The organism is bacterium, assembly GCA_016703265.1.
In the GTDB taxonomy this organism is placed as follows: domain Bacteria; phylum Krumholzibacteriota; class Krumholzibacteriia; order LZORAL124-64-63; family LZORAL124-64-63; genus CAINDZ01.
In genome coordinates this window covers 102,790-127,014 of sequence record JADJCK010000003.1, presented here as the reverse complement: position 1 = coordinate 127,014, position 24,225 = coordinate 102,790, and the positions used below count along the sequence as shown (strand labels likewise).

The following is a 24,225-nucleotide window of genomic DNA, read 5'->3' as shown; positions in this document are numbered from 1 at the left end:
ATGGGACGAGCGCGGCCGCCCCGTGTGGCCCCGGTCCGAATCCCGATTCCCGCCCGGAGGCCGTCCGCGCCATGTCCCCGCAGGTCGTCCCGCTGCCCCTGTCCGAGCCGCTGCTCGAGACGATGGCCGCCGAGCTCTCGGCGCGGCTGCCGGGCGCCGTCCACGGCGACTATTCCGGTGCGCTGGTGCTCCTGCCCTCGACACGTGCCTGCCGCACCCTCGGCCAGCTCGTCTTCGAGGCTTCGGGTCGCGAAGCCGTGCTGCTGCCGCGTATCCTGACGCCGGCGCAACTGGCGGTCGAGGCCGCGACCGCGCTGGGCCTGGCGCCCGCGACTGATGCGCCCGTCGATCGCACGCGCGCGCTGATCCTGACGCACCAGCTGGTGGCCGGCGACTGGCTGCAGGGCCCGCCGGAAACCGCGCCGGGGCTGGCCCAGGAACTGGTGCGCACCTTCGACGAGATCCGCCGCCACCAGCTTGCCGATGTATTGCTGCTGCCGGCGAACCTGGAAGAGGCCCTGGGGCGCATGGCCGTGCGCGAGGCCGAAGCCGAGGCCGTGGCCACCGAGCTGCAGAGCCTGCACGACGCCTGGCGCCTCTACCGCGCCTGTATTCCCCGTGACCAGGTCGATGCGCAGGTGCAGCTGGCCAACCGGCTGGCCCGCGGCGCGGACGGCGCGCTGCCGTGGCCGCACGCCCGCTGCGAACTGGCGCTCGCCGGCGGTTTCACGCGGCTGGATCCGGTCACCGCGGCCCCGGCGGTGGCCGCGCTCGCGGCGGCTGACGCGGCCATGGTCTACGTGGGGTCCAACGCGGACCCGCTCTCGCGGCGGCTCACGGCCACGTGGGACCCCGCCGATGCGCGCGGCGGCCCGCTCGGGCCCGCGCGTCGCGCGGCGCGGCAACTCGGGGCGCAGGGCGCCGATGCCGAAGCGCCGGCGACGAAGCAGCCGGCGGCGCCGCAGGGATTGCGCGAGCGCCTGGACGCACTGGCGGCGGTGTTGCCGCCATTGGCCTCCCCGACGCCGGGCGGCGCCCTGGAATTGGCTGCCTGCAGCGATGGGGAACACGAGGCGCGCGTGATCTCCGACCTGGTCGTGCGCCGGCTGCAGGAGCCCGACGGCGCCACGGCGCGGCTGGCCGTGGCCGTTCCCGACCGTCGCCTGGCCGCGCGCGTGTCGGCGCAGCTGAGGCAGGCGGGTCTCGATGTCGACAACACCCATGGCGAGCCGCTGTCGGCGCAGCCGGCCGGACTGCTGCTGCGCTTCGCGCTGCGGGCGGCGCTGACGGGCCTGCGCGGCGAGGCGGTGCTCGAGGTGCTGGCGCATCCGTACGTGGCCCTGGCGGTGCCGAACGGCAGCCATGGGCTGTGGACCCTGCGGCTGGAGAGGCTGTTGCGCAGCGACGACGCCTTCCAGGGCGGGCAGGATTCACTGCTGCGCCGCGCCCGCGAGCATGACGAGGCGGCCCGCGCCGTGCTGCGCCGCGCATCCGAAGGCATGGAGGCGTTCGTCGCTGCGATCGGTGACGCGCTGTCGCCGCTGCTGGAACTCGGCGGTCGCCGGCTTTCGCCCTGGGCCGAACACCTCGCCGCGCTGCGGAAGGCCTGGGCGCTGCTCGCCGCGGAGCGACCGCTCGAGACCGGGTCCGACCGTGCGGACATCATCGCCGCCGCGCGCCTGCTCGACGAGCTCGCGGTCGATGCCCATCGCCTGCCGGTGGTCACGGCGGCGACGTTCGCGGCCGACCTGAACCGGCAGCTGGCCGGCGCTTCGGCGCCGCCGCATCGCGACCCGGGGCTGGGCCTGCTCGTGACCGGCCACCTCGAGGCGCGCCTCGAGCGCTTCGACCTTCTCGTGGTCGGCGGGCTGGCCGACGGCTCGCTGCCGCGGCGCCCGTCGCGTGCGGCGTTCCTGGGCAGCCGCGCGCGCGAGGCGCTGGGCCTGCCCGGCCGTCGCGACAGCCTCGATGCCGACGCCGAGTTGTTCCTGCGGCTGCTTCACGGCGCGCCGCGCGTGGCCCTGACCTGGCCTGCCGAGGAAGAAGGCTCGCCGGTGCTGCCGTCGCCGCTGGTGGAACGCCTGCTGCTGGTGCACGGCCTGGCGCCCGACGCCGAGCTGCTGCGCGCGCCCCCGGCACCGACGTGGAGCGCGATCGCGCCGGCCACGGCAGCGATCGAGGCGGCTCAGCGCTCGTTCCTCGGCGAGCCGGCGGCCACGCCACTGCTGGCGCCGGCGCGGCCACGCGGGCGCCTCAGCTGGTCGGGCCTGCGCAAGTGGCTCGACTGCCCCTACCGCTTCCTGCTCGAGTACGGCTTCGCGCTGCGCCGCGACGAGGACGTGCAGCGCGAGTTCGGCCGCCGCGAGTACGGCTCGAAGGTGCACGAGGTGCTGCAGCGGTTCCTGGCGCCCGGCAGCCACGGCTACGCGGCACTCGTTGCCGGTGACGGCGAGACGGCGCGCCGGGAACTGGATCGTGCCGCCGTCGCCACCTTCGTTCCGGGTGCGCTCGCGCTCGAAGTCGGCGACCAGCCGGATCGCGCGCTGTGGCTCGAGGCTTTCCGCGACCTCATCGACCCCGTCGTCGAGCACGAGTTGTCGCGTTTCATCGACTGGCGCCCGGTCGGCTTCGAGACCGGGTTCGAGCTGCCCCTGGACCGGCTGCACGGCTGGCTGCTGCACGAACTGGACACCGCCGACGCCGACGAGGCCGCAGCCTTGCGCGCGCGCGTGCCGGCAGCGATGCCGGAGGCGGCCGCGGGCGTGGTGCTGACCGGGCGCATCGACCGCCTGGACCTGGCCTGCGACGGCTCGGGTCGCCTGGCCGTCATCGACTTCAAGACCGGCGCCCGCCCCTCGAAAGGCGAGATCGAGCGATTCGACGAGATGCAGGTGCTGCTCTATGCCGTGGCCGTCGGCGCCGGCGCCGTCGATCTGCCCGGGCCGGACGGGCCGCGACCGCTGGCCGGGACTGTCGCCGAAGGCGCCTACTACGGGTTGAAGCGCGACGAAGTCGGGGTGCGCGCGAAGGTCGAGTTGCCCGCGCTGGACGGCGAGGGTCGCCCGCACCTGCGGGAGGGCGCCGCGCGCCTGCTGCAGCTGGCTTTCGCGGCCGTGGCGCCCGGGGGCCCGTTCCCGCTCGTGCCGCGCGCGCAGGCCGGCGAGGGACCGGCGAAGCTGCCGTGTGAACGGTGCGACTTCCGGGGCATCTGCCGCCTGGAGGAGATCGACCTGTCGCCGGTACTGAAGCGCCGCGTGGAGAAGCTGGTCAACCGGCGGGAGGACGCGTGGTGAACGCCATCGACCAGGCCCGCCGCATCCAGCTCAAGGCCTCGCGGCCCGATCGCTCGGTCGTGCTGCGTGCGGCCGCCGGCTCCGGCAAGACCACCGCGCTGGTCAACCGCTTCCTGCGCCTGTGCCTGGAGCGCACCGCGGCGCGCGCGGCGCCGGGCACCATCCTGGCGGTCACCTTCACGCGCAAGGCAGCCGTCGAGATCCAGGAACGCCTGCGTCGCGAGGCGCGCCAGCTGGCCCTCGCTGCGCCGGACGAGCGTGCGCTCCGGCTGGCCGCGATCTTCGGCGACCGCGAGCGGGGAGCACCCGACGAGCAGGAGGTTGCCGCGGCCGGCGCGCTCTACGAGCAGCTGCTGGCCGACACCTCGGGACTGAACCTCGGCACCATCCACTCGTTCTGCCAGGTGGTTCTGGGCCGTTTCGCACGCGAGGCCGGCCTGGACCCGACCTTCGGCGTGCTGGAAGACCCGCACGACCTGCACGACGAGGCCTTCGACCTGCTCGTGGGCGAGATCGCGCAGGACCCGCTGCTCGCGGACGCCGCACGTCGCCTGGGCGCGCACCCCGACAGCCTGCGCAACACGCTGCAGGTCTGCCTGGACGAGGGCATGCGCCTGGAGCGCTGGCTGCAGGCGGCCCGGGGCGATGATGAAGCGACTCGGGCTGCGCACCGGCGCGCGCCACGCACCGAGGCCCTGCCGGCGCTCGAGGCCGACCTGCGGCGACACCTGTTCCCCGGCCTCGCCGACATCGACGGCAACCTGCACGCGAGGTTGGGCGGCCAACTCGCCGCGGCGCTCGGCGCCTTCGCACAGGAGCTGCCGGCGGTCGTGCGTGCTGCGTTCGACGTCTTTCCCGGTAAGTCCGGGGCGAACCTCGACAAGCTGGCGGCCGACGCGGCCGCGCTGGCCGCGGGCTGGGACCCGTCGGTAGACGATGCGAGGGCGGAGGCGGCCGCCAATCGGCTCGGCGCCGACGTCGCCGGGCTGTTGCTGACCAGGGACAACAAGGTTCGTTCGTACACGCGCAGCGGCGGCGCGGAGTTCAAGGCCGAGTTCCGCGCGCTGATTGCAACGCAGGCGCTGCCGGTCTTCACCCTGTTGATGGACATCACGCGCCTGGAACTGCTGGCCGAGAATGTCGCGCTGCTGCGCCTGGGCCTGCGCCTGCGCGACCTGGTCGCGGAACTGAAGCGGCGCGATCGCGTCGTCGACTTCCAGGACCTGGAGGATATGGCCAGCGGCCTGCTGGCGGGCCGGGGTCGCGCCCAGGAACTGCAGTACCGTCTTGATGACGCCATCCAGCACCTCTTGGTCGACGAGTTCCAGGACACGAACATCAACCAGTGGGAACTGCTGAAGCCGTTCGTGTCGGAGTTCCTTGCCGGCGGCGGCGATCGCACGCGCACCTTCTTCCTGGTCGGCGACGTGAAGCAGTCGATCTACGGCTTCCGCGGGGCCTGGCCGCGCCTGTTCGGCGAGGTGGAGCGGGAGATGGAGGACTACGACTGCGACGTGCTGGCGCTGCCCACGAACTTCCGCAGCCGGCGCGCCATCGTCGAGGGTGTGGGTGAACTGTTCAATGCGCCGCCCCTGGCCGGGCGGCTCGAGCCCGAGGAGCAGCTCGGCGTGCGCCAGGAATGGGCGCGCACCGACCGGCCCGGGACGTTCATCATCCACGCGCCGTTCCCCGACCCCGACGATCCGGAGTCGGCCGGCGCCGGCGGCGGCGAGCAGGCGGCGGCGCGGGCTGCCGCGGCGATGGTCAGGCGCATGCGCGACACGCACGAGCCGGTCTACGATGCGCACCTCAGGGCCGAGCGGCCGCTGCAATGGCGCGACGTGCTGGTGCTGGCCCGTTTCCGCACCGATTTCGCGCTCTACGAGCGCGCCTTCCGTGAGGCCGGCATTCCCTTCCTGCCTCCGGGTCGCGGCATGCTGGCGGCCAGTCGCGAGGTGCGGGATCTCGTGGCGCTGCTCCGTTGGCTGGCCTGGCCCGACGACAACGTGGCGCTGGCGACGGTGCTGCGTTCACCCATCGTGCGGCTCGACCAGGGCGCGTTGCAGGCGCTGCTGTCGCAGCGCGGCGTGATGCAGAAGCGTGACGACGGCGGCTGGCGCGAACCGCGGGCCCTGTGGCAGGCGCTGCGCGCCTCGACCGACCCGCAGGTCGCCGCCGTGGCGATGCAGCTGTCCGAGTGGCGGCGCAAGCTGGACTTCGAGACGTGCCACGACCTGCTGCGTCGCATCGCCCGCGATGTCGACCTGCCGCGCCGCTACCAGGTGGCGCTCGGCGAACAGGCGCGCTTCAACCTCGAGCGCCTGTACGACCTGGCGCTCGGCGGCGACGTGCTGGGCACGCCGACCGCGCGGCGGCTGGCCGACATGATCGAACGCGCCGCCGCCCGCGGCACGCAGGAAGAGGCCCCGCTGCCCAGCGACGGCGAAGGTCGCGTGCGCTTCCTGACCGTACACGGCGCCAAGGGACTGGAAGCGCCCGTGGTGCTGCTGGTCGATGCCGACCACAAGTCGCAGCGCAGGACCGCACAGGTCTGCCTGGACGCCGACGCGCGCCACCCGGCGCTGCTGCTGGCGACCACGGCTCGCCAGCGCCGCGGCTACGAGTTCCCCGAAGGCGTGGAAGCGCCGGCCGACCCGCTGGCAGCCGCTGTCCGCGACGCCGAGGGGCGCGACGAGGCCGAACAGGCGCACCTGCTCTACGTGGCGCTGACCCGCGCGCGTGATCGCCTGCATGTGCTCGGCGGCGATCGTGCCGGCAGCGGCTCGCGCGAGCACCGCAGCCCGCTGCGCGACCTTCGCGAGGCGGCTGTCGGGGCCGCCGCCGCCGCCGCTGCCGACTGGGCCGTCGAGGCGCCGGCCGCCGATGACGACGCGCTGCACCGCGAAGGCGGCAGCGGCCCGGGCGTGCCCGGACCCGCGCGCGAACCGCACGAGCCGCCGCCGGCTCCCGCAATGTGGCAGCCCCCGGTGCGGCGCCCGCGGTTCGCGCTGGTGCGGCCGTCGGCCGCTGCCGACGACCCGCGCCACGACCGTCGCGACGACGCCGATCCCGAGGATGCGGCGGCGGCCGAGGCGATCCGCGTCGATGACGCAAGGCCGGACGACGACGCGCGCGAAGGTCAGGGGTCGGCGCCGGACGCCGGCGTCGACGTGCGCCCGGCGCGGGTCGCCGCCGCCGGCGCCCTGCCGCCCGGGGTCTCGCCCGCCGAGCACGGCGACCGCGTGCACCGGCTGCTGCAGGCGGCCTGCCTGGCCGGCGTCATGCCGCCGGGAACGGGGCCGGCGCACGACGAAGCGACGGCCGTCTTCGCGGCGCCGCCGCTCGCCCGGGTCTTCCGTCCGCAGGCCGGCGCCTTCGCACGGAGCGAGGTCCCGGTCATCGCACGCCGCGCTGCAGCGCGCGGCGCCCCGGCGGTGGAGCAGCGCATCACCGGTGTCATCGACCGCCTGGTTGTCGGTCCGGATGGTGTCGACATCATCGACTACAAGACGAACCGCGGCGCCGCGGACCCGGCGCAGCGCGCGTGGCTCATCGACCACTACCGCCCGCAGCTGGCCGCCTACCGCGAGGTAATGACGCTGCTGCACCCCGGACTTCCGGTGCGCACCTGGCTGTTGTTCACCGACCCGGCCCTGCCGCACGACCAGCGCCTGCACGAGGTCACCTGACCGGCGCCGTTGCGCACAAAAAAGCCGGGGACCCCTGCGTGGAGAAGGGATCCCCGGTCGCGCGGCCGCCTCGCCTCCTGCTAAGCGGGCCGGCGGTCTGTGGTCGCTGCTAGCGCTTGAGCTCCTTGCGCATTTCCTTCAGTTCCCGACGCAGCGCTTCCATTTCCTCGCGCACGGAGTCGAGGTCGTCGTCGGCGAGGTTCCGCCGTTCGATGATGACTTCGCGCTCCTCTCCGGGAGCGCCGTCGCGGCCCAGGCGCCGCAACATGCGCGGGGCGATCGCCCTGGCGTCGTCGCCCTCGCCGTCGCGGATGATCTCGATGCGCCGGCCTTCCATCGCGTCGCCGGGCATCTCGCCCAGCGTTGCCGTGACGGTCTGCCGGCTGCCCTTGCGCAGAACCTGCAGCGAAATTTCGTCGCCCGCCTTGGTGCCGGCCATCGCCTCGTGCAGCGCGTCCGGCGTGCCCACTTCGGTGTCGCCGGCCTTGACGATGACATCGCCGGCGCGCAGTCCGGCCTTCGCGGCCGGACTGTCCCCGACGACCTCGGTCACCAGCACGCCGGCCCCGTCCTTCACGCCGAAATACTCGCCCAGCTGGCCGTTCAGCGCGTCCATGCGCAGGCCGAGCCAGCCACGGTCGTCGTCCATCGTGCGGATGATGACCTGGTGGTCGCCATCGCCTTCGCCGTGGAAGAAGGCGCGCGGCGCCTTGCCGTCACCCTTGGGGAGCACCATGACCCTGGTGTCGCCGTCCTCGAACCACTGCATGCCCTCGAGGTCCTTGAGGTTCTTCAGGCCTTCCAGCCCCTCGAGCTTCTGCAGCTTCTCGAATTCCTTCATCTGTTCGGCATCAGGCGCGGCGGGCCATTCGACCCTGGACTCGCGCTTGCCGGCCACCGCCGCGAGCTTCGTCTGCCGGCCGTCGCGCAGGACCACGAGATTGGCCTTGTCGCCGGGGGCCAGCGCCCGCACGGCTTCGGTCAGGGCCGCCTGGTTCGTGGCGGCCTGTCCGTTGAGTTCCAGGATGACGTCGCCGTCCTGCAGGCCTGCTTTTTCGGCAGGGCTGCCGTCGACCACGTCGTTGACGATGACGCCGGGGCGGTCGCCCATCTGCAGGGCCTTGCTGATGCTCGGGGTCAGGTCCTGGAGCATGATGCCGAGGTAACCCTGCTCGGCGGCGGCGGCCGGCGCGGCCGCGGCAACGATCACGAGCAGCGAGAAGAGCGATGCGGCCACGCCCAGGGGGCGTCTGGCAGCCGTGAACGCGAACATGGCGCTGTCCTTTCGGAGGCTCGGTGGAGGGGATTCGGCCGTCATAACGTCCAGGGCGGGCGCAGGTTCCCACCGGCGGCGGGCCGGTCCTGCCGTCACCCGAAAGTGGTCAAGAACCGGCCGGTCGGGCCGATCACTCCCTGGGGCGCCCGTACCGGTCGGCGGGGGCGCCGGTGTGGTCCGATCTGCTGTCAGGGCAAGGTCTTGGGGGGCGGGCAACGATGGCCAACATCGAGTGGAAAACCGAATACGAGATCGGCGTGCCGCTCATCGACGAGCAGCATCGCCATCTGGTCGAGATCATCAACAAGTTCGAGGATGCCCTGCAGCGGGGCAAGGGCTCGCGGCAGATGAACGAGATCATCAAGGACCTGATCGGCTACACGCAGGAGCATTTCGCGACCGAGGAACGCCTGATGGCCGAGGCGGGCTACGAGCACCTGAAGCTGCACCAGAGCCAGCACCGGCAACTGATGCAGAAGGTGGAGCGGTTCCAGTTCGAGTTCAACGGCGCCGGCAAGCGCATCACGGCCGAGATGCACGAGTTCCTGGCCTACTGGCTGGTGACGCACATCCTGCGCGACGACAAGGCCTACAGCCCCGTGCTGGCGGGCCAGACTGTGCCTGAAGCAGCCGACTGACCGGCGCCGGCGCCCTCAGCCGCGCAGGTGCGACACCAGGATCTGAAGGCCGATCAGCATCAGCAGGACGCCGCCACCGACCTCCATGCGGTTTCCCCACTTCGCGTGCAGCACGCCGCCCAGCGCCAACCCGCCCCAGGACATCGCCGCGGTGATCACGCCGATAAGCAGGCACGGCAGCCAGATCGCGATGTCCAGCACCGCCAATCCCAGGCCCACGGCCAGCGCATCAACGCTGGTCGCGACACTCAAGGCGATGAGCGACCAGCCGCGGGAGGGATCGCTGCGCGGCTGCTCGTCGTCGTGGTGGCGCAGGCCGGCGATGATCATGCGGCCGCCGACGAAAGCCAGCAGCCCGAACGCCAGCCAGTGGTCAATCGTGTGGAAGACGCCGACCAGGCCCCGCCCGAGCACCCAGCCGACCAGCGGCATCAGCATCTGGAATAGCCCGAAATGGAAGACCAGGCGGAAGGCCGCGCGCCCGCCGCGGGCCCTGCCGGTGGCCGCGGTACCCAGGCAGACCGCGGTCGCGTCCATGGCCAGTCCGCAGGCAATGACGATGTAGTGCCCGATACCCAAGCCGCGGCTCCATGGGGACAGTCGGTAGGGGGTCCGGTTCGGTTTCCAATGATGGAAGGCGACCGGGCGCGGCGCCAGTCCTCGTCCGCGGAGCGGCTTCGAGGGGTTCCGCCTAGATGGCAGCGCCCACCGAGACGATCCCGGTGATGTCCAGGTCGGCACACGTGCGCAGGTCCACGTAGGGCCTGTCGTCGCGGGGAATAAGATCGCCGTCCGCCTCGCGGGTCACGCGCAGGCGGGGGCGGGCGAGCGAGGTGCCGCGCGCCACCACGACAGCGGTCCGGCGGTCGCTCAGGCGCACCTCGCTGCCCGGGGGATACAGGCCCAGCGTGTTGACCAGCGCCGCCAGCAACCGCGGATGGTAGGCCGTCTCGTCGCCCAGCATGATCTCGAAGGCGCGGCGCGGCGACATCGGCTTCTTGTAGGGGCGACGCGCGGTGAGGGCCTCGAACACGTCGCAGACATGGATGAGCTCCGGCACGATGCCGAGGCATCGGCAGCCCGGCACATCGGGGTAGCCGCCGCCGCCGTGCCGCAGGTGGTGACCCCAGGTGGCCGACAGCACGAGTGCGCTGGCTTCACCGTTGTCCAGGAGGATCCGGGCGCCTACCGCCGGGTGGGTCTCGATGACGCGGCGCTCGTCGTCGTCAAGGCGGCCGGGCTTGAAGAGGATCTCGGCGGGAATGCGGCCCTTGCCCACGTCGTGCAGCAGGCCGGCCGTCGCCAGTTCGGCCAGTGCGTCGGGCGGCCAGCCGAGCTCGCGCGCCACCATTGCCGACAGCGCCGCCACGCGCACGGAATGCCCGATGGTGTAGCTGTCGTAGTCGGGGTAGCGCAGGAACTGCATCACGTCCAGGGCATTGCGGTCGGCCAGGTCCACGAGTCCGGCGCCGGCAGAGCGTGCGCGGTCGAAATCGACGGAGCCGTCGTGGAGCACGGCCAGCGCGTTGCAGGCGACCGTGTCGTACATCGCCTGGTAGATATGGACCAGCGTCGCGAAATCGGCCGTGCCGACAGCGCCGGACTCCGACTGCGCGTCGTGGTCGTGCCCGCCGCCGTCGTCGATGGCGGGGGTCTCGCCGTTGTCCTCGACGAGCGGCGCCGCCAGCGTGACGCCCGACAGTCCGCCCGCGACGAACGCCGACTGGGCCTCGGCCAGGCTCGCGAAGGGCTCGCCGCGCTCGGCGCCGAGCCGGAAGAAGGTCGTGAGGTCTTCCGCCGTCACGGGCGCACGGAATGCGAAGCCGCCGCAGCCGAGGCGCTCGGCGAAGTCGATCAGTGCGCGACCCGCGATGGACGGCCCCACGAGATAGCGGCCGTTGCGCACGAACTTCCCGCCGAAGACGCCGAATGCGAGGGTGTCGGAATCCGTGTCGCGCAGCAGCGCCGTGATGTCGGCGGCCACCTCGCGGCTGGTGGCGATGACGCGCGGGTGCGCATCGAAGTACATGCGGCGCTGGCTGATACCGTTGGCCAGCCGGATGATCACGTCGCTGAAGCGCTGTTCCATGTCATTTCCCCGGCCCGGAGGGCGATTGCGCCGCGACGCGGCAGGCCTCCGGCCACACCCGCTTCGTGAGCAGGCGCCGCTCATTCACGATGCGCTGCAGCAGCGGTGCCGCGGCAATGGGAGCGGTCGCGGCCAGCCAGGTGATGGCGCCGGGCACCCAATGCTCGGTGCGCCGATCCTTCGGCAGCGAGTCGACCATCCCCAGCAGGAGCGGCACGACCAGTTGCTTCAGTTCGCGGGACGGCTGCGGGCGACCGCCGTCGCGCAGGAGCGTGATGTACAGGTGTCGATCGTCCGGCTCGTAGCCGCGAACGGCCCCCATCACGATGCCGGTCAATCGATCGGGGGGCGTTTCAGCAGCGCGCGATACAGGCGCGGACCATGATGTTCGCTCCCTGCCAGGTGCAGGAGCACCGCATGGATGCTGCGCACCCGGGACGGCGCCACCAGGAAGACCTGCTCCGCAGCCACCGGATTCAGCGCCCCCGGCAGGGGCGACAGGCGGTCCAGGCGCCCGAGGGCATCAGCGACCTCCAGCGATGCAGCCAGTTGCCACAGTCGCGCGACAAGGGGCTCGGGCGCCGCCGGGAGGCCGAGCAGCAGGTCGTTGACGAGGTGGGGCCACAGGAAGTCGCGCACGGCCGGCGGCCACGAACTGTCGACTTCGGCCCAGACAGCGCTGACCAGCGCGGGGTTCTCGGCGCGGGCCGCCCCGAGAATCGCCCCCGCCGCCCGGTCGGCAGTGGCGGTCCCCGCCACCTGCGCGAAAGCGGTCAGCAGTTCGCCCAGTGCCGCCATCTCGTCGGGACGCAACCCCGGGTCGGCGCAGGCCCGGCGGAGGATGTCCAGCAGCGGTTCGTCACGCGGCGCCCGCGGGCCGGTGGCCACCATTGCGAGGCAGATGGCGAGCTGGTCGCGACGCGACTCGCGTCCGGGGTCGGGAACCGACTCCGGGCGGGACGCCAGTTCAACGACGCGCAATGCCAGGTCATTGATACCCAGCTCGAAGTCCTCGTCGATCGCCTCCAGGGATGAACTGGGCGTCGGCTCCACCGATTCGGCGCCGATCTTCCGGCGCAGCTCGTCGAAGATGACCCGCGCGCGCCGGGCATCGCCGCTGACGGTGATGGCCTGACGGGCCAGCTTCATCAGCTCGGTGATGTCGTTCGCGTCGCGATCGCGTTCAAGCAGGCCGCGCAGCTCCCACCGCGCTTCCCAGCTCCGCGCGGCACAAGCCGCGCGCGCCGTTGCCGGCAGCCCGCCCGCGTGGCCCGCGTCGTTGCCCTGCGCCTCGATGGCCTGGCGCAGCAGCGAGGTGAACTCGTGGATGATCGCCAGGGGATCGGCGGCCGGCTCTCCCGCCTCGCTCGCCTGCGACGATTCGCGCCAGGCCTCGAGCACCCCGTCGAAGGCGGCGTTCGACGCGTCTTCACCGACGCCCACGCGGCGGCTCGCCACGCTGACGGTCGGCGGCAGGTTGCTGATGGTCACTTCGCGGAAGGAGTGCGACTGGCTCATCATCAGACGATGGTCATTCAGCGCCGCCAGGGCCTGCCTGAGGTCCGCGGCATTGAGGCGCGCGGAGAACTCGAGGCGCGCGACATTGAGCGCGACCAGCAGCTCGTGCAGCTGGCGCACCACGCGCAGGCGCGGGTCGAGCGTCTGGCCGTCGATCACGAGGCCTGCGGCGGCGATCTCGATCGCCAGCGAGGGGCGCGTGCCGATCGCGGCGACGATGCCGGCGCAGGCCGTCTCGGAAGCCCGGTGGTACTGCTCGTGCTCGAGCGCGTAGTACGTGCCGACGGTGAGCAGCCGGTCGAGCGACTTCACGAACGTGGCGGCATCCGGGCCCAGCGCCTGGCCGGTGGCATCGAAGATCGTTTCGCTGGTGGCGATGCTCTGCATCGGGACCTGTGCCTTCATGGCTGGCGGGCAAGGGAGTCGGCCGGTCCCTCCTCTTGTCGGCCGGAATCGGATACGCTTGATCAGGAAGGGGCGCGGGGCCGGGCTCCCGGTGTGCGGGAAATGTCGTCGCCCCGGAAAAAGTTGTCCCCAGGCGCGATTTTTCTTCGTCGCGATATTCAAAAAAGATTATCATTATCGAACAGATGCGCCGAGTTATCCCCCGGCGGGGGCGGAAGGCGGGAACTGCCGCGCCAGGGCCGGGTTGCCCGGGTTTTCCCCCCGGGTTACCATCTGGAGCCGGGCCCGCCGCCGGTCCGTGTCCGCACAGGTCCTTGCCCATCCCTGTCCCTGAGGATTCCACGAGACGATGCTGCCGCTGACCTTACTCGCCGCGCTGCACCCGGTCCCGGCCTACATCGGGCCGGGCGCCGGCTTTGCGCTCGGCGGTTCGTTCCTGTTCGCGTTGGCGGGCATCCTCCTGGCCCTGCTGGCGCTGCTGCTCTGGCCGGCGCGGCTGGCGATCCGCTCGCTGCGCGGCCGCGGTCGCCGCAAGGGCGCGCAGGCCCGCCGCGTGGTGGTGCTCGGGCTCGATGGACTGGACCCGATCCTTACCCGCCGCTGGCTGGACGAGGGGCAGCTGCCGCATCTCGATGCGCTGCGCCGCGAGGGCGGCTTCCGTCCGTTGGGCACCACCTGGCCGGCGATGTCGCCGGTGGGCTGGTCGACGTTCGCCACGGGTGTCGACGCGTCGGGCCACAACATCTTCGATTTCCTCACGCGCGACCGCCTGACGCACCTGCCGACGTTGTCGTCCACGCGGCTGCGGCGCGCGCCGGCGCGGAAGATCGGACCGTTCAGCCTGCCGGGCGGCGGCCATCCCTTCGAGTCGCTCAAGCGCAGCAAGCCGTTCTGGACCACGTGCGCCGAGGCCGGCGTGGCCACGAGCATCCTGCGCGTGCCGATCACCTTTCCGCCCGATCGCTTCGGCGGCAAGCTGCTGTCGGCGATGTGCGTGCCCGACCTGCGCGGCACCCAGGGCACCTTCACCGAATTCCGTGAGCCGGCGGCGGCCGGCACGGCCGAAGCGACGATGACCACCGGCGGCGTGCGGCTGTTGCTGGAGCGCGATGGCGACGCCTTCACGGGCAGGCTGCCGGGGCCCGATGCCCCGGACGGCTCGGGCCCGCTGACGGTTGCCGTGACGGTCGCGGTGGACAGGGCTGCGTCGCGCGCGCGGTTCACGATGGCCGGCCGCACGTTCACGCTGGGCGCCGACGAGTACTCGGACTGGATCCCGGTCGCCTTCGGCCGCGGGTCGCAGCAGGCGCACGGCATCTGCCGCCTGCGCGTGACGGCGTTCGCGCCGCGGTTCACGTTCTACGTGACGCCGCTGCACATCGACCCCGCAAAGCCGGCCGTGCCCATCAGCAACCCGCCGCACCTGGCGATGGCCCTGGCCAAGCTGCACGGGCCGTTCGCCACGCTCGGGCTGGCCGAGGACACCTGGGCGCTCAACGAGCGTGTCATCGACGAGCAGGCGTTCCTCGAGCAGGCCTACGCCATCCACGAGGAGCGGCGGCGGCAGTTCCTGCACGCGCTCGACCGCACGCCCGAGGGCGTGGTCTCCGTCGTGTTCGACGCCACCGACCGCATCCAGCACATGTTCTTCCGCTACCTGGACCCGGAACACCCGGCGAACCGCGGCAAGGATACCGAGAAGCACAAGGACGCCATCCTCGACCTGTACCGCCGCGCCGACGCGCTGGTGGGCGAGACGCGCGCGAAGCTGCGCAAGGGCGACGTGCTGCTGGTCGCCTCCGACCACGGGTTCAAGCAGTTCCAGCGCGGCGTGAACCTGAATGCCTGGTTCCGCGGGAACGGCTATCTCTACCTGAAGGGCGACCCGGCCGATGGGCCGCTGCCGGCGATTCCCGACGGCCGCCGCTTCGAGGTGGGCGACATCGACTGGCCGCGCACGCGCGCCTATACCAACGGGCTGGCCGGCTTCTACCTCAACGTGAAGGGCCGCGAGCACGACGGTTGCGTGGAGCCCGCCCAGGTGGCGACGCTCAAGCGCGAGATCATCGACCGCCTGCGCGGGCTGCCCGACCCGGGGCGCGGCGGGCAGGAAGCCATCACCGAGCTGTGGGCCGGCGAGGACGTCTACCACGGGCCCTACCGCGAGAACGGCCCCGACGTGATCGTCGGCTACAAGCCGGGCTACCGCGCCGACTGGGACGCGGCGGTGGGCGCGGTGTCGGGCGTGGTCATCTCCGACAACACCCGCAGCTGGTCGGGCGACCATTGCATGGATCCGCGGCAGGTGCCCGGCGTGCTGTTCAGTTCGCTGCCGTTCGCGGCCGGAAAGCCCAACCTGGTGGACCTGGCCCCGACGGTGCTGGACCTGCTGGGGCTGCCGCGCCCTGCGCACATGACCGGGCGCAGCATCTTCAGCGGCGATGGGGAGGCGGCATGAGGCAGTGTTGCAGGCAGGCGATCGTGGTGCTGCTCGCGGTGTCGGCCGTGACTGCGGCCGGACCGGGGTTGCGCAATGCGGAGGCCGCAGCGGAGGCCGGTCCGCGCGTGCTCATCCTCGGGTTCGACGGCATGGATCCGGTGCTGCTGCGCCAGTACCTGGACGAGGGCGCGCTGCCGAACTTCAGCCGCTTCCTGGCGCAGGGCGCCGTCGTGACGCCGTTCGGCACCGCGATCCCGCCGCAGTCGCCGGTGGCCTGGTCGAACTTCATCACCGGGCGTGATCCGGGCGGCCACGGCATCTTCGACTTCATCCACCGCGATCCGCAGACGATGCTGCCGCGCTTCTCGGCCAGCGAAGCGAGTGCGCCCGACAAGTTCTGGAAGCTGGGCAAGTGGAAGATTCCGCGCGGCACCGGCAAGGTGAAGAACCTGCGCCAGGGCACGGCGTTCTGGGAGCTGCTGCCGGGTGCCGACGTGGACGCCACCATCTTCAAGGTGCCGGCGAACTTCCCGCCCGTCGATTGTGAAGTGCGCTCGCTGTCGGGCATGGGGACGCCCGACATCACCGGCAGCTACGGGATCTCGACGCTGATCACCACCGACCCGCCGGTTGAGCGCGACCTGGCGGGAGGACGCGTGGAGTCGGTGTACCTGCAGGACGGACGCTTCACCGCCACGCTGGCCGGGCCCCGCAACACGTGGCGCCAGGGCGACCCCGAGGTGCTGGCGGCCGTCGAGGGCGTGGTGGACCAGGAGCACGGGGCCGTCTGGCTGCGCGCCGGCACGCACGAAGTGGTGCTGAAGGCGGGCGAGTGGAGCGACTGGGTGCCGGTCGACTTCCCGATGGTGCCCCTGCTGAAGTCGGTGCACGGCATCTGTCGCTACTACCTCATCAGCACGTCGCCGCACCTGAAGCTCTACGCCACGCCGGTGCAGCTGGATCCGGAACGCCCGGAGATGCCGATCAGCACGCCCGGCGGCTACAGCCGCGAACTGGCGGAGGAAACGGGCCTTTTCTACACGCAGGGACTGCCCGACGACACCAGCGCCCTGGAGAACGGGTTCTTCGCCGACGCCGACTTCGTGCGCCAGAGCGAACTCGTGATGGCTGAGCACCTGGCGCAGCTGAAGTCCGAACTCGATCGCTTTGCCGGTGTGGAGCGCGGGTTGCTGTACTTCTACTTCAACTCGCCGGACCAGACCTGCCACATGACATGGCGTAACATGGATCCGGGTTCGCCCACGCACGCGCACGCTGACCCGGCGCACGCCGGCCGCATCCGTGATGTCTACCGCGACCTGGACCGCGCGCTGGGCCTGGCGATCGACCGCGCGGGCAGCGATGCGCTGATCATGGTCATGAGCGACCACGGCTTCGCGCCGTGGAACCGCGCCTTCCATGTGAACACCTGGCTGATGAACCACGGCTACCTGGTGCTCGACGAGGGCACCATGCCCACAGAAGTTGACATGCTGCGGCACGTCGACTGGTCGCGCACGCGCGCCTACGCCATCGGGCTGAACGGGTTGTACCTGAACCTGGCCGGACGCGAGCGCGAGGGCATCGTGCAGCCGGGCGCCGAGGCGCAGGGGCTGCTGGCCCGGCTCAAGGCGGAACTGGAAGCGGTGACCGATCCGCTCGACGGCAAGCCCGCGATCAAGTACGCGTACCGCGCCGACGAGGTGTATCACGGCGCGATGCGCGACACCGGGCCGGACATCGTCGTCGGGTACCATCGCGGCTGGCGCGGCAGCAACGAGTCGGCGCTGGGCCGGGTGACCGAGTCGGAGTTCAGCGACAACATGCTCAAGTGGAGCGGCGACCATTGCATGGCCGCCGACGAGGTGCCGGGCGTGCTGCTGGTCAACCGGCCGGTCCGGCGCGCCAATCCGGCGCTGGTGGACATGGCGCCGACCATCCTGACGCTGTTCGGGGTGCCGGTGCCGGCGGACATGGTGGGCGGCGACCTGTTCAGCGAGTGAAACGTGGGGCCCGCGTGCGCGGGCGAAAGGGGCGGCGATGTTCGGCGGACCGTCGATCAAGCTCGAAAAGGACCTCCTGGCGAAGGTGAAGAAGTACGCCGGCATCGCGGGCTACGCGACGCCGGAGGAATTCGTGCGCCACGTGCTGGAACGCGAGATCGCCAAGTTCGAGGAGGGCGGCGACTCGGAGGACGAGATCCGCAAGCGCATGCAGGGGCTGGGGTACATTTCGTGAGCGGTGCCTCCTGAATGAACGTCGTGAACGGCATTGTCGGACGCGTGTTCGACCTCGTGCTGGCGCCCTTTGCCGGGGCGCCCGCCTGGGGCCTGATCGTGGTGTCGGTGCTTTCGGCGGTGTGGGCGCTGCTGCTGTTCCGCGTCGTGACGCCGCAGGCGCGGCTGGCCGCGGCCCGCGACCGGCTGGTCGGCCACATCTTCGAGATGGGCCTGTACCAGGAGCACCTGCGCGTGGTCGGGCGCATCCAGCGCGACCTGGCGCTCGCGAACCTGCGCTATGTGTCCCTGAGCCTGCCGGCCCTCGTCGTGATGCTCCTGCCCATGCTGCTCACCCTGGGACAACTCGAGGCCCGCTATGCGCGGCGACCGCTGCACGTGGGCGAAAGCTCGGTGCTCGCGGTGACGCTGGCGCCTTCCGCAGCGGCGCGGCTCGACGAACTGCAGCTGTCGGCGCCTGCGGGCGTCGTCGTCGAGGCCGGTCCCGTGCGCGATCGGGCCGGCGGCGCCGCGGCCTGGCGCGTGAGGGCCGCCGCGCCGGGGAGACATGAATTGACGGTGACGCTGGGCGGGCAGGCTGTGGCGCAGCGTTCGCTGGCGGCCGGCACCGGCCTGCCGCGCACGGCTGAGACGGCGAGCACGAGCTGGACCCACGCCCTGCTGTATCCCGGCGAGAAGCAGTTGGCGGGCAGCGGCCCCGTGCTGGAGACTCGGCTGCGGTATCCGGCGCGCACCGTGAGCTACCTGGGCGTCGAACTGGACTGGCTCGTCGCTTTCATGCTGGTGTCGCTGGCCGGCGGGCTGGCGCTCAAGAACGTGTTGAAGGTGGAGATCTGAGATGGTGATCGGCGGACGTGGTGCGGGAGCGTGGTGGCTGGCGGCAGCGGTGGTGTTGCTGGCGGGCTGCGGCGGTGAGAAGAGCGGCGCAGACAAGGGCGGCACCGCTGCCAAACCCTCGCCCGGCGGCGGCGCAGAGAAGGATGCGACGCCGAAGCTCCTCGTGATCGGCGTCGACTCGGCCGACTGGCGCCTGCTGGACCCGATGATGGCCGAAGGCCGGTTGCCGCACCTGAAGGCGTTCCGGGCGCAGTCCGCGTCGGGACGCATGCAGTCGTTCTACCCGCTGGAGAAGTCGCCGCTGCTGTGGGCGAGCATCTGCACCGGCGTGATGCCCGCCGTGCACGGTGTCGACAGCTTCGTGAAGGGCTCCGGACAGAAGCCGGTGACCGGCAGCGCCTGGCACGCGCCCGCGCTCTGGGACATCCTCGGCGCCGCCGGCCGGAGCACGTTCGTCAGCGGCATGTGGACCACCTACCCGGCGCGGCCCATCGACGGCGTGATGGTCAGCGACTACCTGCCCTACGGCCGGGATCGCGGCAAGCCGCTGGCGGGCCTGGTCGATCCCGACTCGCTGACCACGGCGGTGCTGGAGTGCCGTGTGGACCCGGCCTCCCTCACGGCGCAGCAACTCGCACGTTTCCTGCCCGCGGGCGCCGATGTGGCTGCGCTGGAATTGGCCCATCCACAGCAGACGCAGAAACTGCGCGAGATCTGGGCCGCCGACCTCGCCTACCTGAACGTGGCTCGCCGCCTGAAGGCCGCGCGCGACTTCGACCTCTTCTTCTTCTACCTGCGCGGCCCGGACATGATCAGCCACGGCTTCTATCACTACATGGCGATCGAGGCCAACGCTTGGCGCGGCGACCAGGCGGAGCTGGCGGCCTTCCGCGAAGTCGTGCGCCGCTACTACGAGTGGAGCGACGAGGCCGTCGGCGAAGTGCTCTCGTGGTTCCCGCCCGATCGCCCGGCCGTCATCGTCTCGGATCACGGGTTCTACGGGCCGCGCCCCGAGGGCAAGGGCACCGTCGAGCATTCGGAGTGGGGCATCTTCATGGTGCGCAGTCCGCTGCACGTGGCCGGGGCGAACTTCGGTCACCTGCAGTTGCTCGACATCTGCCCGACGCTGCTGGCGCTGCTCGACCTTCCGCCCGCCGGCGACATGCCCGGCGTCGTGCTGGCCACAGGCCTGACCGACAAGGGCACCGATCGCGTGGCGCACATCGAGAAGAACCGCGTGGCATCGTACCTGGCGCTGCGGCCGGCGGTCGGGGGTGTTGTGGCGGAAGAGGATAGCGCCGTCGAGGAGGAGATCCGGCGGCAGCTGCGCTCGCTGGGTTACATCAAATAGTACAGGTCACGACCCTGGGATACTCGGCCGGCGACGCGAACTTCGTTGCGCCGGCCGCTTGCTTCTCGGTAAGCTGAGGTGGTGGTCTTACGGGGCAGGAAGGGGAAAAGCCATGTGGAATCGGATCGCGGCCACGTTGTTGTTCGTGGCATTCGCAACGCCGGCCATCGCCGAGTGTGATCCCAACGACCCGGTGACGGGCCTGCCTGATCTCAGTTACAGCGTCGTGGTCTGGAACGCGGCGGCAGGCGGGCCCGCCACGCTGCTCGTGGTGCCCGATGGTTCGGGACCGTCGTTCACGCAGGCGCGACGTCCCGACGGCACGCCGGTCGACGCGACGATCGCGTTGATGTTGTCCGACCCCTGCGGACCGGTCCCGAATTTTTCCCGCAACGACGTCTGGCTGGAGTCCACCGGCGGGAATTTCGTTCCCTGTCTCGGTGGCACGATCGCCGATAACAACTCCGACGCGTCGGGTCTGATGCGCTGGGTGTTGCCGCTGCATGCGGGCGGCAACAGCCCGGGGCCGTGCGTGGTCGTGATCAACGGCGCGCCGTTGTACACCACGACGACGCTGGACCTGCACTTCAACAGTCCAGACCTGAACGGCGACCGTGCGGTGTCTCTCAACGACGTCGCGCTCTTCGCGGCAGGGTACTACGGTGAGTACAGGTTTGCGGCTGATCTTCACGCCGATGGACACATCGACCTGGCCGACATCCCGCTGCTGGCGCGCTCGATGGGCGCACGCTGTCCCTGACCGGGCTACACGACGATTGCCAGTTCCAGCGCGATCTCCAGATTGAGCACCTTCGAGATGGGGCAGCCGGCCTTCGCGGCCGCGGCTGCCTCATCGACCTTGGCGCGGTCGGCGCCGCGCGCGGTGACCGTCGTGGTCAGCACGCTGCGGGTGAGCGCCAGGTTCTCGAACGTCACGGCGCAGGCGGTCTCGATCGAGTCGGGCGTGATGCCGCGCTCACCGAGCTGGGCGCTGAACGCCATGCTGAAGCAGGCGGCGTGGGCGGCGGCGATCAGTTCCTCGGGGTTGGTGCCCGGTTCGTCCTCGAATCGCGTGCGGAAGTCGTACTTCTGGTTCTTGATGGCGCCGCTGCCCACGCTGAAGCGGCCATGGCCGGTCTTCAGGTTGCCGGACCAGGCTGCGTTGGCGGTACGTTTCACGGATGACCCCCCGATTCGAGACGGCGCCGGTATGGCGGTTGCAATGCCCTCGCAGTCACGGTAGCCGAGGCTTCGCGCGGACGCCATGTCGGGGATTCCCCGCCCGGCTGTCCGCGCGCCCCGGCGTGTCCCCGGGAGTGTGATGTCGTTGCTCGGCAAGGAATTGGCTGTGGACGGGCCCGGAGCGGAGGCTGGCGTCGGCTGCGCGCCGGTGGCCGCTCCCGGCGGCCTGCCTGCGTCCGCTGGCGGCCGGGAACTGGCCGCTCGTGAGATCGCGGCCTTCCTGGGCGACCGGCAGCCGGAGCTGGTCTTCTTCTTCGGCTACGGCGACGGGGCCTATGCCGAGGCGCTGCGCGCCCGCACCACCGCGATCATTATCGTCTTCGAGCCGCGGCCGCTGGCCGGCGCGCCGTCGCCTCCGTCGGGCGTGCAGGTGCTCGACTCGCTGGCTGCCCTGATGGCCGCGGCGGCCGGGATGAACGACCTCGCGGCGCGTCAGGTGCTGGCCGGGGCCATTCCCGCCTTGCGCGTTGCCGAGCCGGAGTCGTTCGCACGATTCGCCGCTGCCGTGCGGCAGGCGCTGACCGACGCGCGCATCCGCAGCGCCACGCTCACGCGTTCGGCCGGGACGTGGCTGCGGAACCTTGCCGTGAACTTGCCCCAGGTGGCGGCCATGCCGCCGGTCGACCTGCTGGCCGGCCGGTTCGCCGGGCGCCCCGGCATCGTCGTGGGCGCCGGTCCGTCGCTGGATCTCAATCTGGAAGTACTGCGCGGGCTGCAGGGCCACGTCCTGCTCTGCGCCGCCAGCACGGCGCTGCCGGCGTTGGCGCGGTACGGGATCGTACCCGAGCTCGTGGTCGTGATCGAGGCCAACGACGTGAGCGGCCATTTCGCCGGCGTCCCGCATCTCGATCGCATGACACTGTTGCCGGGGCCGCTCGGGCACCCGGCGCACTTCGCGGTGCCGGCAGGGGCGCGCCTGGCCGTGGCGCTCGGCGGCAGTGTGCCGGGCGACTGGCTGCAGCGCGCCCGTGGTTGCCGCCGACTGGAGAGCGGCGGCAGTGTGGCCTGCGTCGCCTTCTCGGCCCTGCACCTGCTGGGCTGCGATCCGCTCGTGCTGGTGGGGATGGACCTGGCGCTGACCGACGGCCGCACGCATGCCGGCGGCACCGAGCAGGCGACGCGGCGCGTGCGCTACGAGCCCGGGGCCGGGCGCGTGTACCACTGGTTCGAGGACAAGCCGAACGCCGGGCACTGGAGCGCGGTGACCACGCCGGCCTGGGGTGGCGGCGAGGTGCTGACGCGGCCCATCTTCAACTCCTACCGGCTCTGGTTCGAGGGCGCCGCCGAGACCTGGGCCCGCGATCGCGTGCTGGTGAATGCCACCGAGGGCGGCGCGCGCATCCACGGGTTCACCGAGTCGTCGCTGGCCGACTGGAGCACCGCCGCGGCGCCGCCGCCGCTGGCGGCGCGCGAACTCATCGCCCAGGTGCTGGACTCGGCGCCCGCAACGGATCCACAGCCGCTGTGGCGCGAGGTTGCCGCCGAACTGTCGGTGGTGGCGCAGGCCGGCGAGGCCGCCGCGCAGGCGGGACGGTTGGCCGCCCGCGCCTTGAAGGACCTCGAGGCGGGTCGCTTCGGCGGCCTGGACGGGCAGCTGGGCCGCCTGGCCGCGGCAGAGTCGCGGCTGGCCGTGCTGACCCGTTCGACGCGGCTGCTCAATGCCCTGGTCGGCGAGCGCTCGCTGGCCGTTTCCCGCGACGGGGAGATGCCGCCGGCGGCGGACAAGGTGGCGACGACGGCCTGGTCCCTGCGGCAGAGCGGGCGCATCAGCGGGATCGTTGCCGAGGGGGCGCGCGAGCTGGCGGATCTCTACGGGCCGCTGGTCGCAGCCTCCCGGAAATAGAGAGCGCCGGTGCGGGGCACCGGCGCTCTTCCTCGCTCATGGCTCGGCGGAATCGCCTCGCGTCAGCCCTTCTTCTGCGCCAGCGCAGCCTCGAACTTCGCGAGCTGCTCCTTGAAGTAGTCGCGATCCGGCGCCAGCTCGATCGCCTGCTTGATGCGGGCGATGGCTTCCTCGCAATTGCCCCGCTTCAGGCAGACATCGGCTGCGGTATCGAGGTAGTTGGCGCGGTCGGCATCGTTGTCCGACAGCTCCACGGCGCGCATCACCAGCGCCTCGGCCTCTTCCAGGTTGATGCCGTTCTCGCAGCACCACCAGGCGAACTGGTTCAGGCGCTTCGGGTCCTGCTCCCAGTTCTCCGGCAGCATGGCCTTGCGGAGCCCGACGGCCTTGGGGATGTCCTTCTCCACGAGCAGCGCGTGGTCCACCCTCAGGCCGCGGACGGTGCGGGCGGCCGGCGAGTCTTCCGGCAGGCCTTCCGCTTCCGCCAATGCGCGCTCCAGGTAGGGCACGCCGTCGGGTACACGGTCCTGCTTGCGGGCCAGCTGGATGATCATCGAGGCAAGGTCGATGCGGTCCTCGCGCGTGGTGGCCTTGATGGCCAGCACACGGTCGGCTTCGGCCTTTATCTCGTCGAAGGCGAAGCCGCCGTCGTCGGCGCCGTAGAACATGTACATGAAGATGTTGCGCGTGCATTCGTCGGCGCGCGCCGGGTCCAGTTCGCGGGCCTGCTTGAAGTACTTCACGGCGCCGGCCCAGTCGTAGCCGGTGGCGACGTCGTTGGCCAGCGAAAGCGCCAGGTCGGCGGTGGGCTGCTTCGCGAAGGCTTCCTTCTTCGCGACGAGTGTGCGCGTGTCGCGCGTCGCTGCCGCGACGGCTCTGGCGAAGGCCTCGGCGCCGTCGTAGCCGATCCAGCGCTCGACCGGTTCCCCGGCCGCGTTCACGGCGTAGTAGGTGGGATAGCCGCGGACACTGTACTTCTCGGCGATGGCCGGGCCTTCGCCCTTTTCGCAATCGACCTTGAAGAAGACGACGTTGGCGAGGGCGCCCTTGATGATGTCGCTGCTGCTCGCCTCACGGGCGAACACCTTGCAGCTGGGTCACCAATCGGTGTAGAAGTCGATGACGAGGACCTTGTTCTGCTGCTGGGCGAGTGCCAGCGCGTCGGTGAAGGTGGCGGGTCCGCTATCGTCGGCCAGGGCCGAGGCTGCGGCCGCGCCCAGGACCAGCGCCGTCAGGACGCCGGCAAGCACGGGGCTGCGCATGGATGGTCTCCTGTCTCGTTTCCGGCCGCCGGGGGGCGGCCGGGTCTGGGGGCAATTCCCAATCAGGACAATAGGCTATCTACGCAGGACGGGCCAGCAGGTTCC

The 24,225-nt window shown here is 71.3% G+C and carries 18 protein-coding genes; 10 read left to right on the top strand and 8 right to left on the bottom strand.

Annotated features, from left to right (window positions below; translation table 11 throughout):
• Nucleotides 1-71 precede the first annotated feature (71 nt).
• Together IPG61_04855 and IPG61_04850 are read left to right on the top strand one after the other, a co-directional pair.
• Complete coding sequence (locus tag IPG61_04855) at nucleotides 72-3,293, top strand: PD-(D/E)XK nuclease family protein (GenBank protein MBK6733405.1); 3,222 nt, start codon at nucleotides 72-74, stop codon at nucleotides 3,291-3,293.
• Complete coding sequence (locus tag IPG61_04850; GenBank protein ID MBK6733404.1) at nucleotides 3,290-6,982, top strand: UvrD-helicase domain-containing protein; 3,693 nt, start codon at nucleotides 3,290-3,292, stop codon at nucleotides 6,980-6,982. The genes IPG61_04855 and IPG61_04850 overlap by 4 nt, the downstream gene beginning before the upstream one ends.
• A gap of 109 nt (nucleotides 6,983-7,091) precedes the next feature.
• Here the strand turns inward: IPG61_04850 and IPG61_04845 are convergent, their stop codons facing one another.
• On the bottom strand, nucleotides 7,092-8,300 hold the full coding sequence (locus IPG61_04845; protein ID MBK6733403.1) for a PDZ domain-containing protein: 1,209 nt from the start codon (nucleotides 8,298-8,300) through the stop codon (nucleotides 7,092-7,094).
• Nucleotides 8,301-8,476: 176 nt separating this feature from the next.
• On the opposite strand from IPG61_04845, the gene IPG61_04840 reads away from it, so the two are divergent.
• A complete protein-coding gene (locus IPG61_04840) occupies nucleotides 8,477-8,896 on the top strand; it encodes a bacteriohemerythrin (GenBank protein MBK6733402.1) in 420 nt (139 codons plus the stop codon).
• Nucleotides 8,897-8,911: 15 nt separating this feature from the next.
• Here IPG61_04840 and IPG61_04835 read toward each other — a convergent pair whose 3' ends face one another.
• From IPG61_04835 to IPG61_04820, 4 genes are all read right to left on the bottom strand, one after another.
• Nucleotides 8,912-9,433, bottom strand: a complete 522-nt coding sequence (locus IPG61_04835; GenBank protein ID MBK6733401.1) for a manganese efflux pump — start codon at nucleotides 9,431-9,433, stop codon at nucleotides 8,912-8,914.
• A gap of 154 nt (nucleotides 9,434-9,587) precedes the next feature.
• Complete coding sequence (locus IPG61_04830; protein MBK6733400.1) at nucleotides 9,588-10,985, bottom strand: HD domain-containing protein; 1,398 nt, start codon at nucleotides 10,983-10,985, stop codon at nucleotides 9,588-9,590.
• 1 nt (nucleotide 10,986) lies between these two features.
• Nucleotides 10,987-11,310: a hypothetical protein gene (locus IPG61_04825; protein MBK6733399.1), complete on the bottom strand. Its 324-nt coding sequence runs from the start codon at nucleotides 11,308-11,310 to the stop codon at nucleotides 10,987-10,989.
• An 8-nt stretch (nucleotides 11,311-11,318) separates the two neighbouring features.
• Nucleotides 11,319-12,890 carry a hypothetical protein gene (locus IPG61_04820; protein MBK6733398.1) on the bottom strand — a complete coding sequence of 524 codons (1,572 nt, stop codon included), beginning with the start codon at nucleotides 12,888-12,890 and terminating at the stop codon, nucleotides 11,319-11,321.
• A gap of 367 nt (nucleotides 12,891-13,257) precedes the next feature.
• Between IPG61_04820 and IPG61_04815 the strand changes: the two genes are divergently transcribed.
• The 6 genes from IPG61_04815 to IPG61_04790 all read left to right on the top strand — a co-directional run bounded on the left by IPG61_04815 (nucleotide 13,258) and on the right by IPG61_04790 (nucleotide 20,533).
• On the top strand, nucleotides 13,258-15,366 hold the full coding sequence (locus IPG61_04815; protein MBK6733397.1) for an alkaline phosphatase family protein: 2,109 nt from the start codon (nucleotides 13,258-13,260) through the stop codon (nucleotides 15,364-15,366).
• Complete coding sequence (locus IPG61_04810; protein ID MBK6733396.1) at nucleotides 15,363-17,351, top strand: alkaline phosphatase family protein; 1,989 nt, start codon at nucleotides 15,363-15,365, stop codon at nucleotides 17,349-17,351. Before IPG61_04815 ends, IPG61_04810 begins: the two co-directional genes overlap by 4 nt.
• A gap of 37 nt (nucleotides 17,352-17,388) precedes the next feature.
• Entirely contained in the window at nucleotides 17,389-17,586 is a 198-nt protein-coding gene (locus tag IPG61_04805) for a hypothetical protein (GenBank protein ID MBK6733395.1), read from the top strand.
• A gap of 14 nt (nucleotides 17,587-17,600) precedes the next feature.
• Entirely contained in the window at nucleotides 17,601-18,422 is an 822-nt protein-coding gene (locus tag IPG61_04800; protein MBK6733394.1) for a hypothetical protein, read from the top strand.
• Nucleotide 18,423: 1 nt separating this feature from the next.
• Nucleotides 18,424-19,773, top strand: coding sequence for an alkaline phosphatase family protein (locus IPG61_04795; protein ID MBK6733393.1), 1,350 nt, complete (start codon nucleotides 18,424-18,426; stop codon nucleotides 19,771-19,773).
• Between the two features lie 112 nt (nucleotides 19,774-19,885).
• Nucleotides 19,886-20,533: a hypothetical protein gene (locus IPG61_04790; GenBank protein MBK6733392.1), complete on the top strand. Its 648-nt coding sequence runs from the start codon at nucleotides 19,886-19,888 to the stop codon at nucleotides 20,531-20,533.
• A 5-nt stretch (nucleotides 20,534-20,538) separates the two neighbouring features.
• On the opposite strand, the gene IPG61_04785 is transcribed toward IPG61_04790, so the two are convergent.
• A complete protein-coding gene (locus tag IPG61_04785; protein MBK6733391.1) occupies nucleotides 20,539-21,039 on the bottom strand; it encodes an OsmC family peroxiredoxin in 501 nt (166 codons plus the stop codon).
• Between the two features lie 55 nt (nucleotides 21,040-21,094).
• Between IPG61_04785 and IPG61_04780 the strand changes: the two genes are divergently transcribed.
• Nucleotides 21,095-22,858 carry a DUF115 domain-containing protein gene (locus IPG61_04780; protein MBK6733390.1) on the top strand — a complete coding sequence of 588 codons (1,764 nt, stop codon included), beginning with the start codon at nucleotides 21,095-21,097 and terminating at the stop codon, nucleotides 22,856-22,858.
• A gap of 62 nt (nucleotides 22,859-22,920) precedes the next feature.
• Here the strand turns inward: IPG61_04780 and IPG61_04775 are convergent, their stop codons facing one another.
• Both IPG61_04775 and IPG61_04770 read right to left on the bottom strand, forming a co-directional pair.
• Complete coding sequence (locus IPG61_04775) at nucleotides 22,921-23,943, bottom strand: hypothetical protein (GenBank protein ID MBK6733389.1); 1,023 nt, start codon at nucleotides 23,941-23,943, stop codon at nucleotides 22,921-22,923.
• A 12-nt stretch (nucleotides 23,944-23,955) separates the two neighbouring features.
• Nucleotides 23,956-24,120 (bottom strand): hypothetical protein, encoded by a 165-nt coding sequence (locus IPG61_04770; GenBank protein MBK6733388.1) that lies wholly within the window; start codon nucleotides 24,118-24,120, stop codon nucleotides 23,956-23,958.
• Between the last annotated feature and the right edge of the window lie 105 nt (nucleotides 24,121-24,225).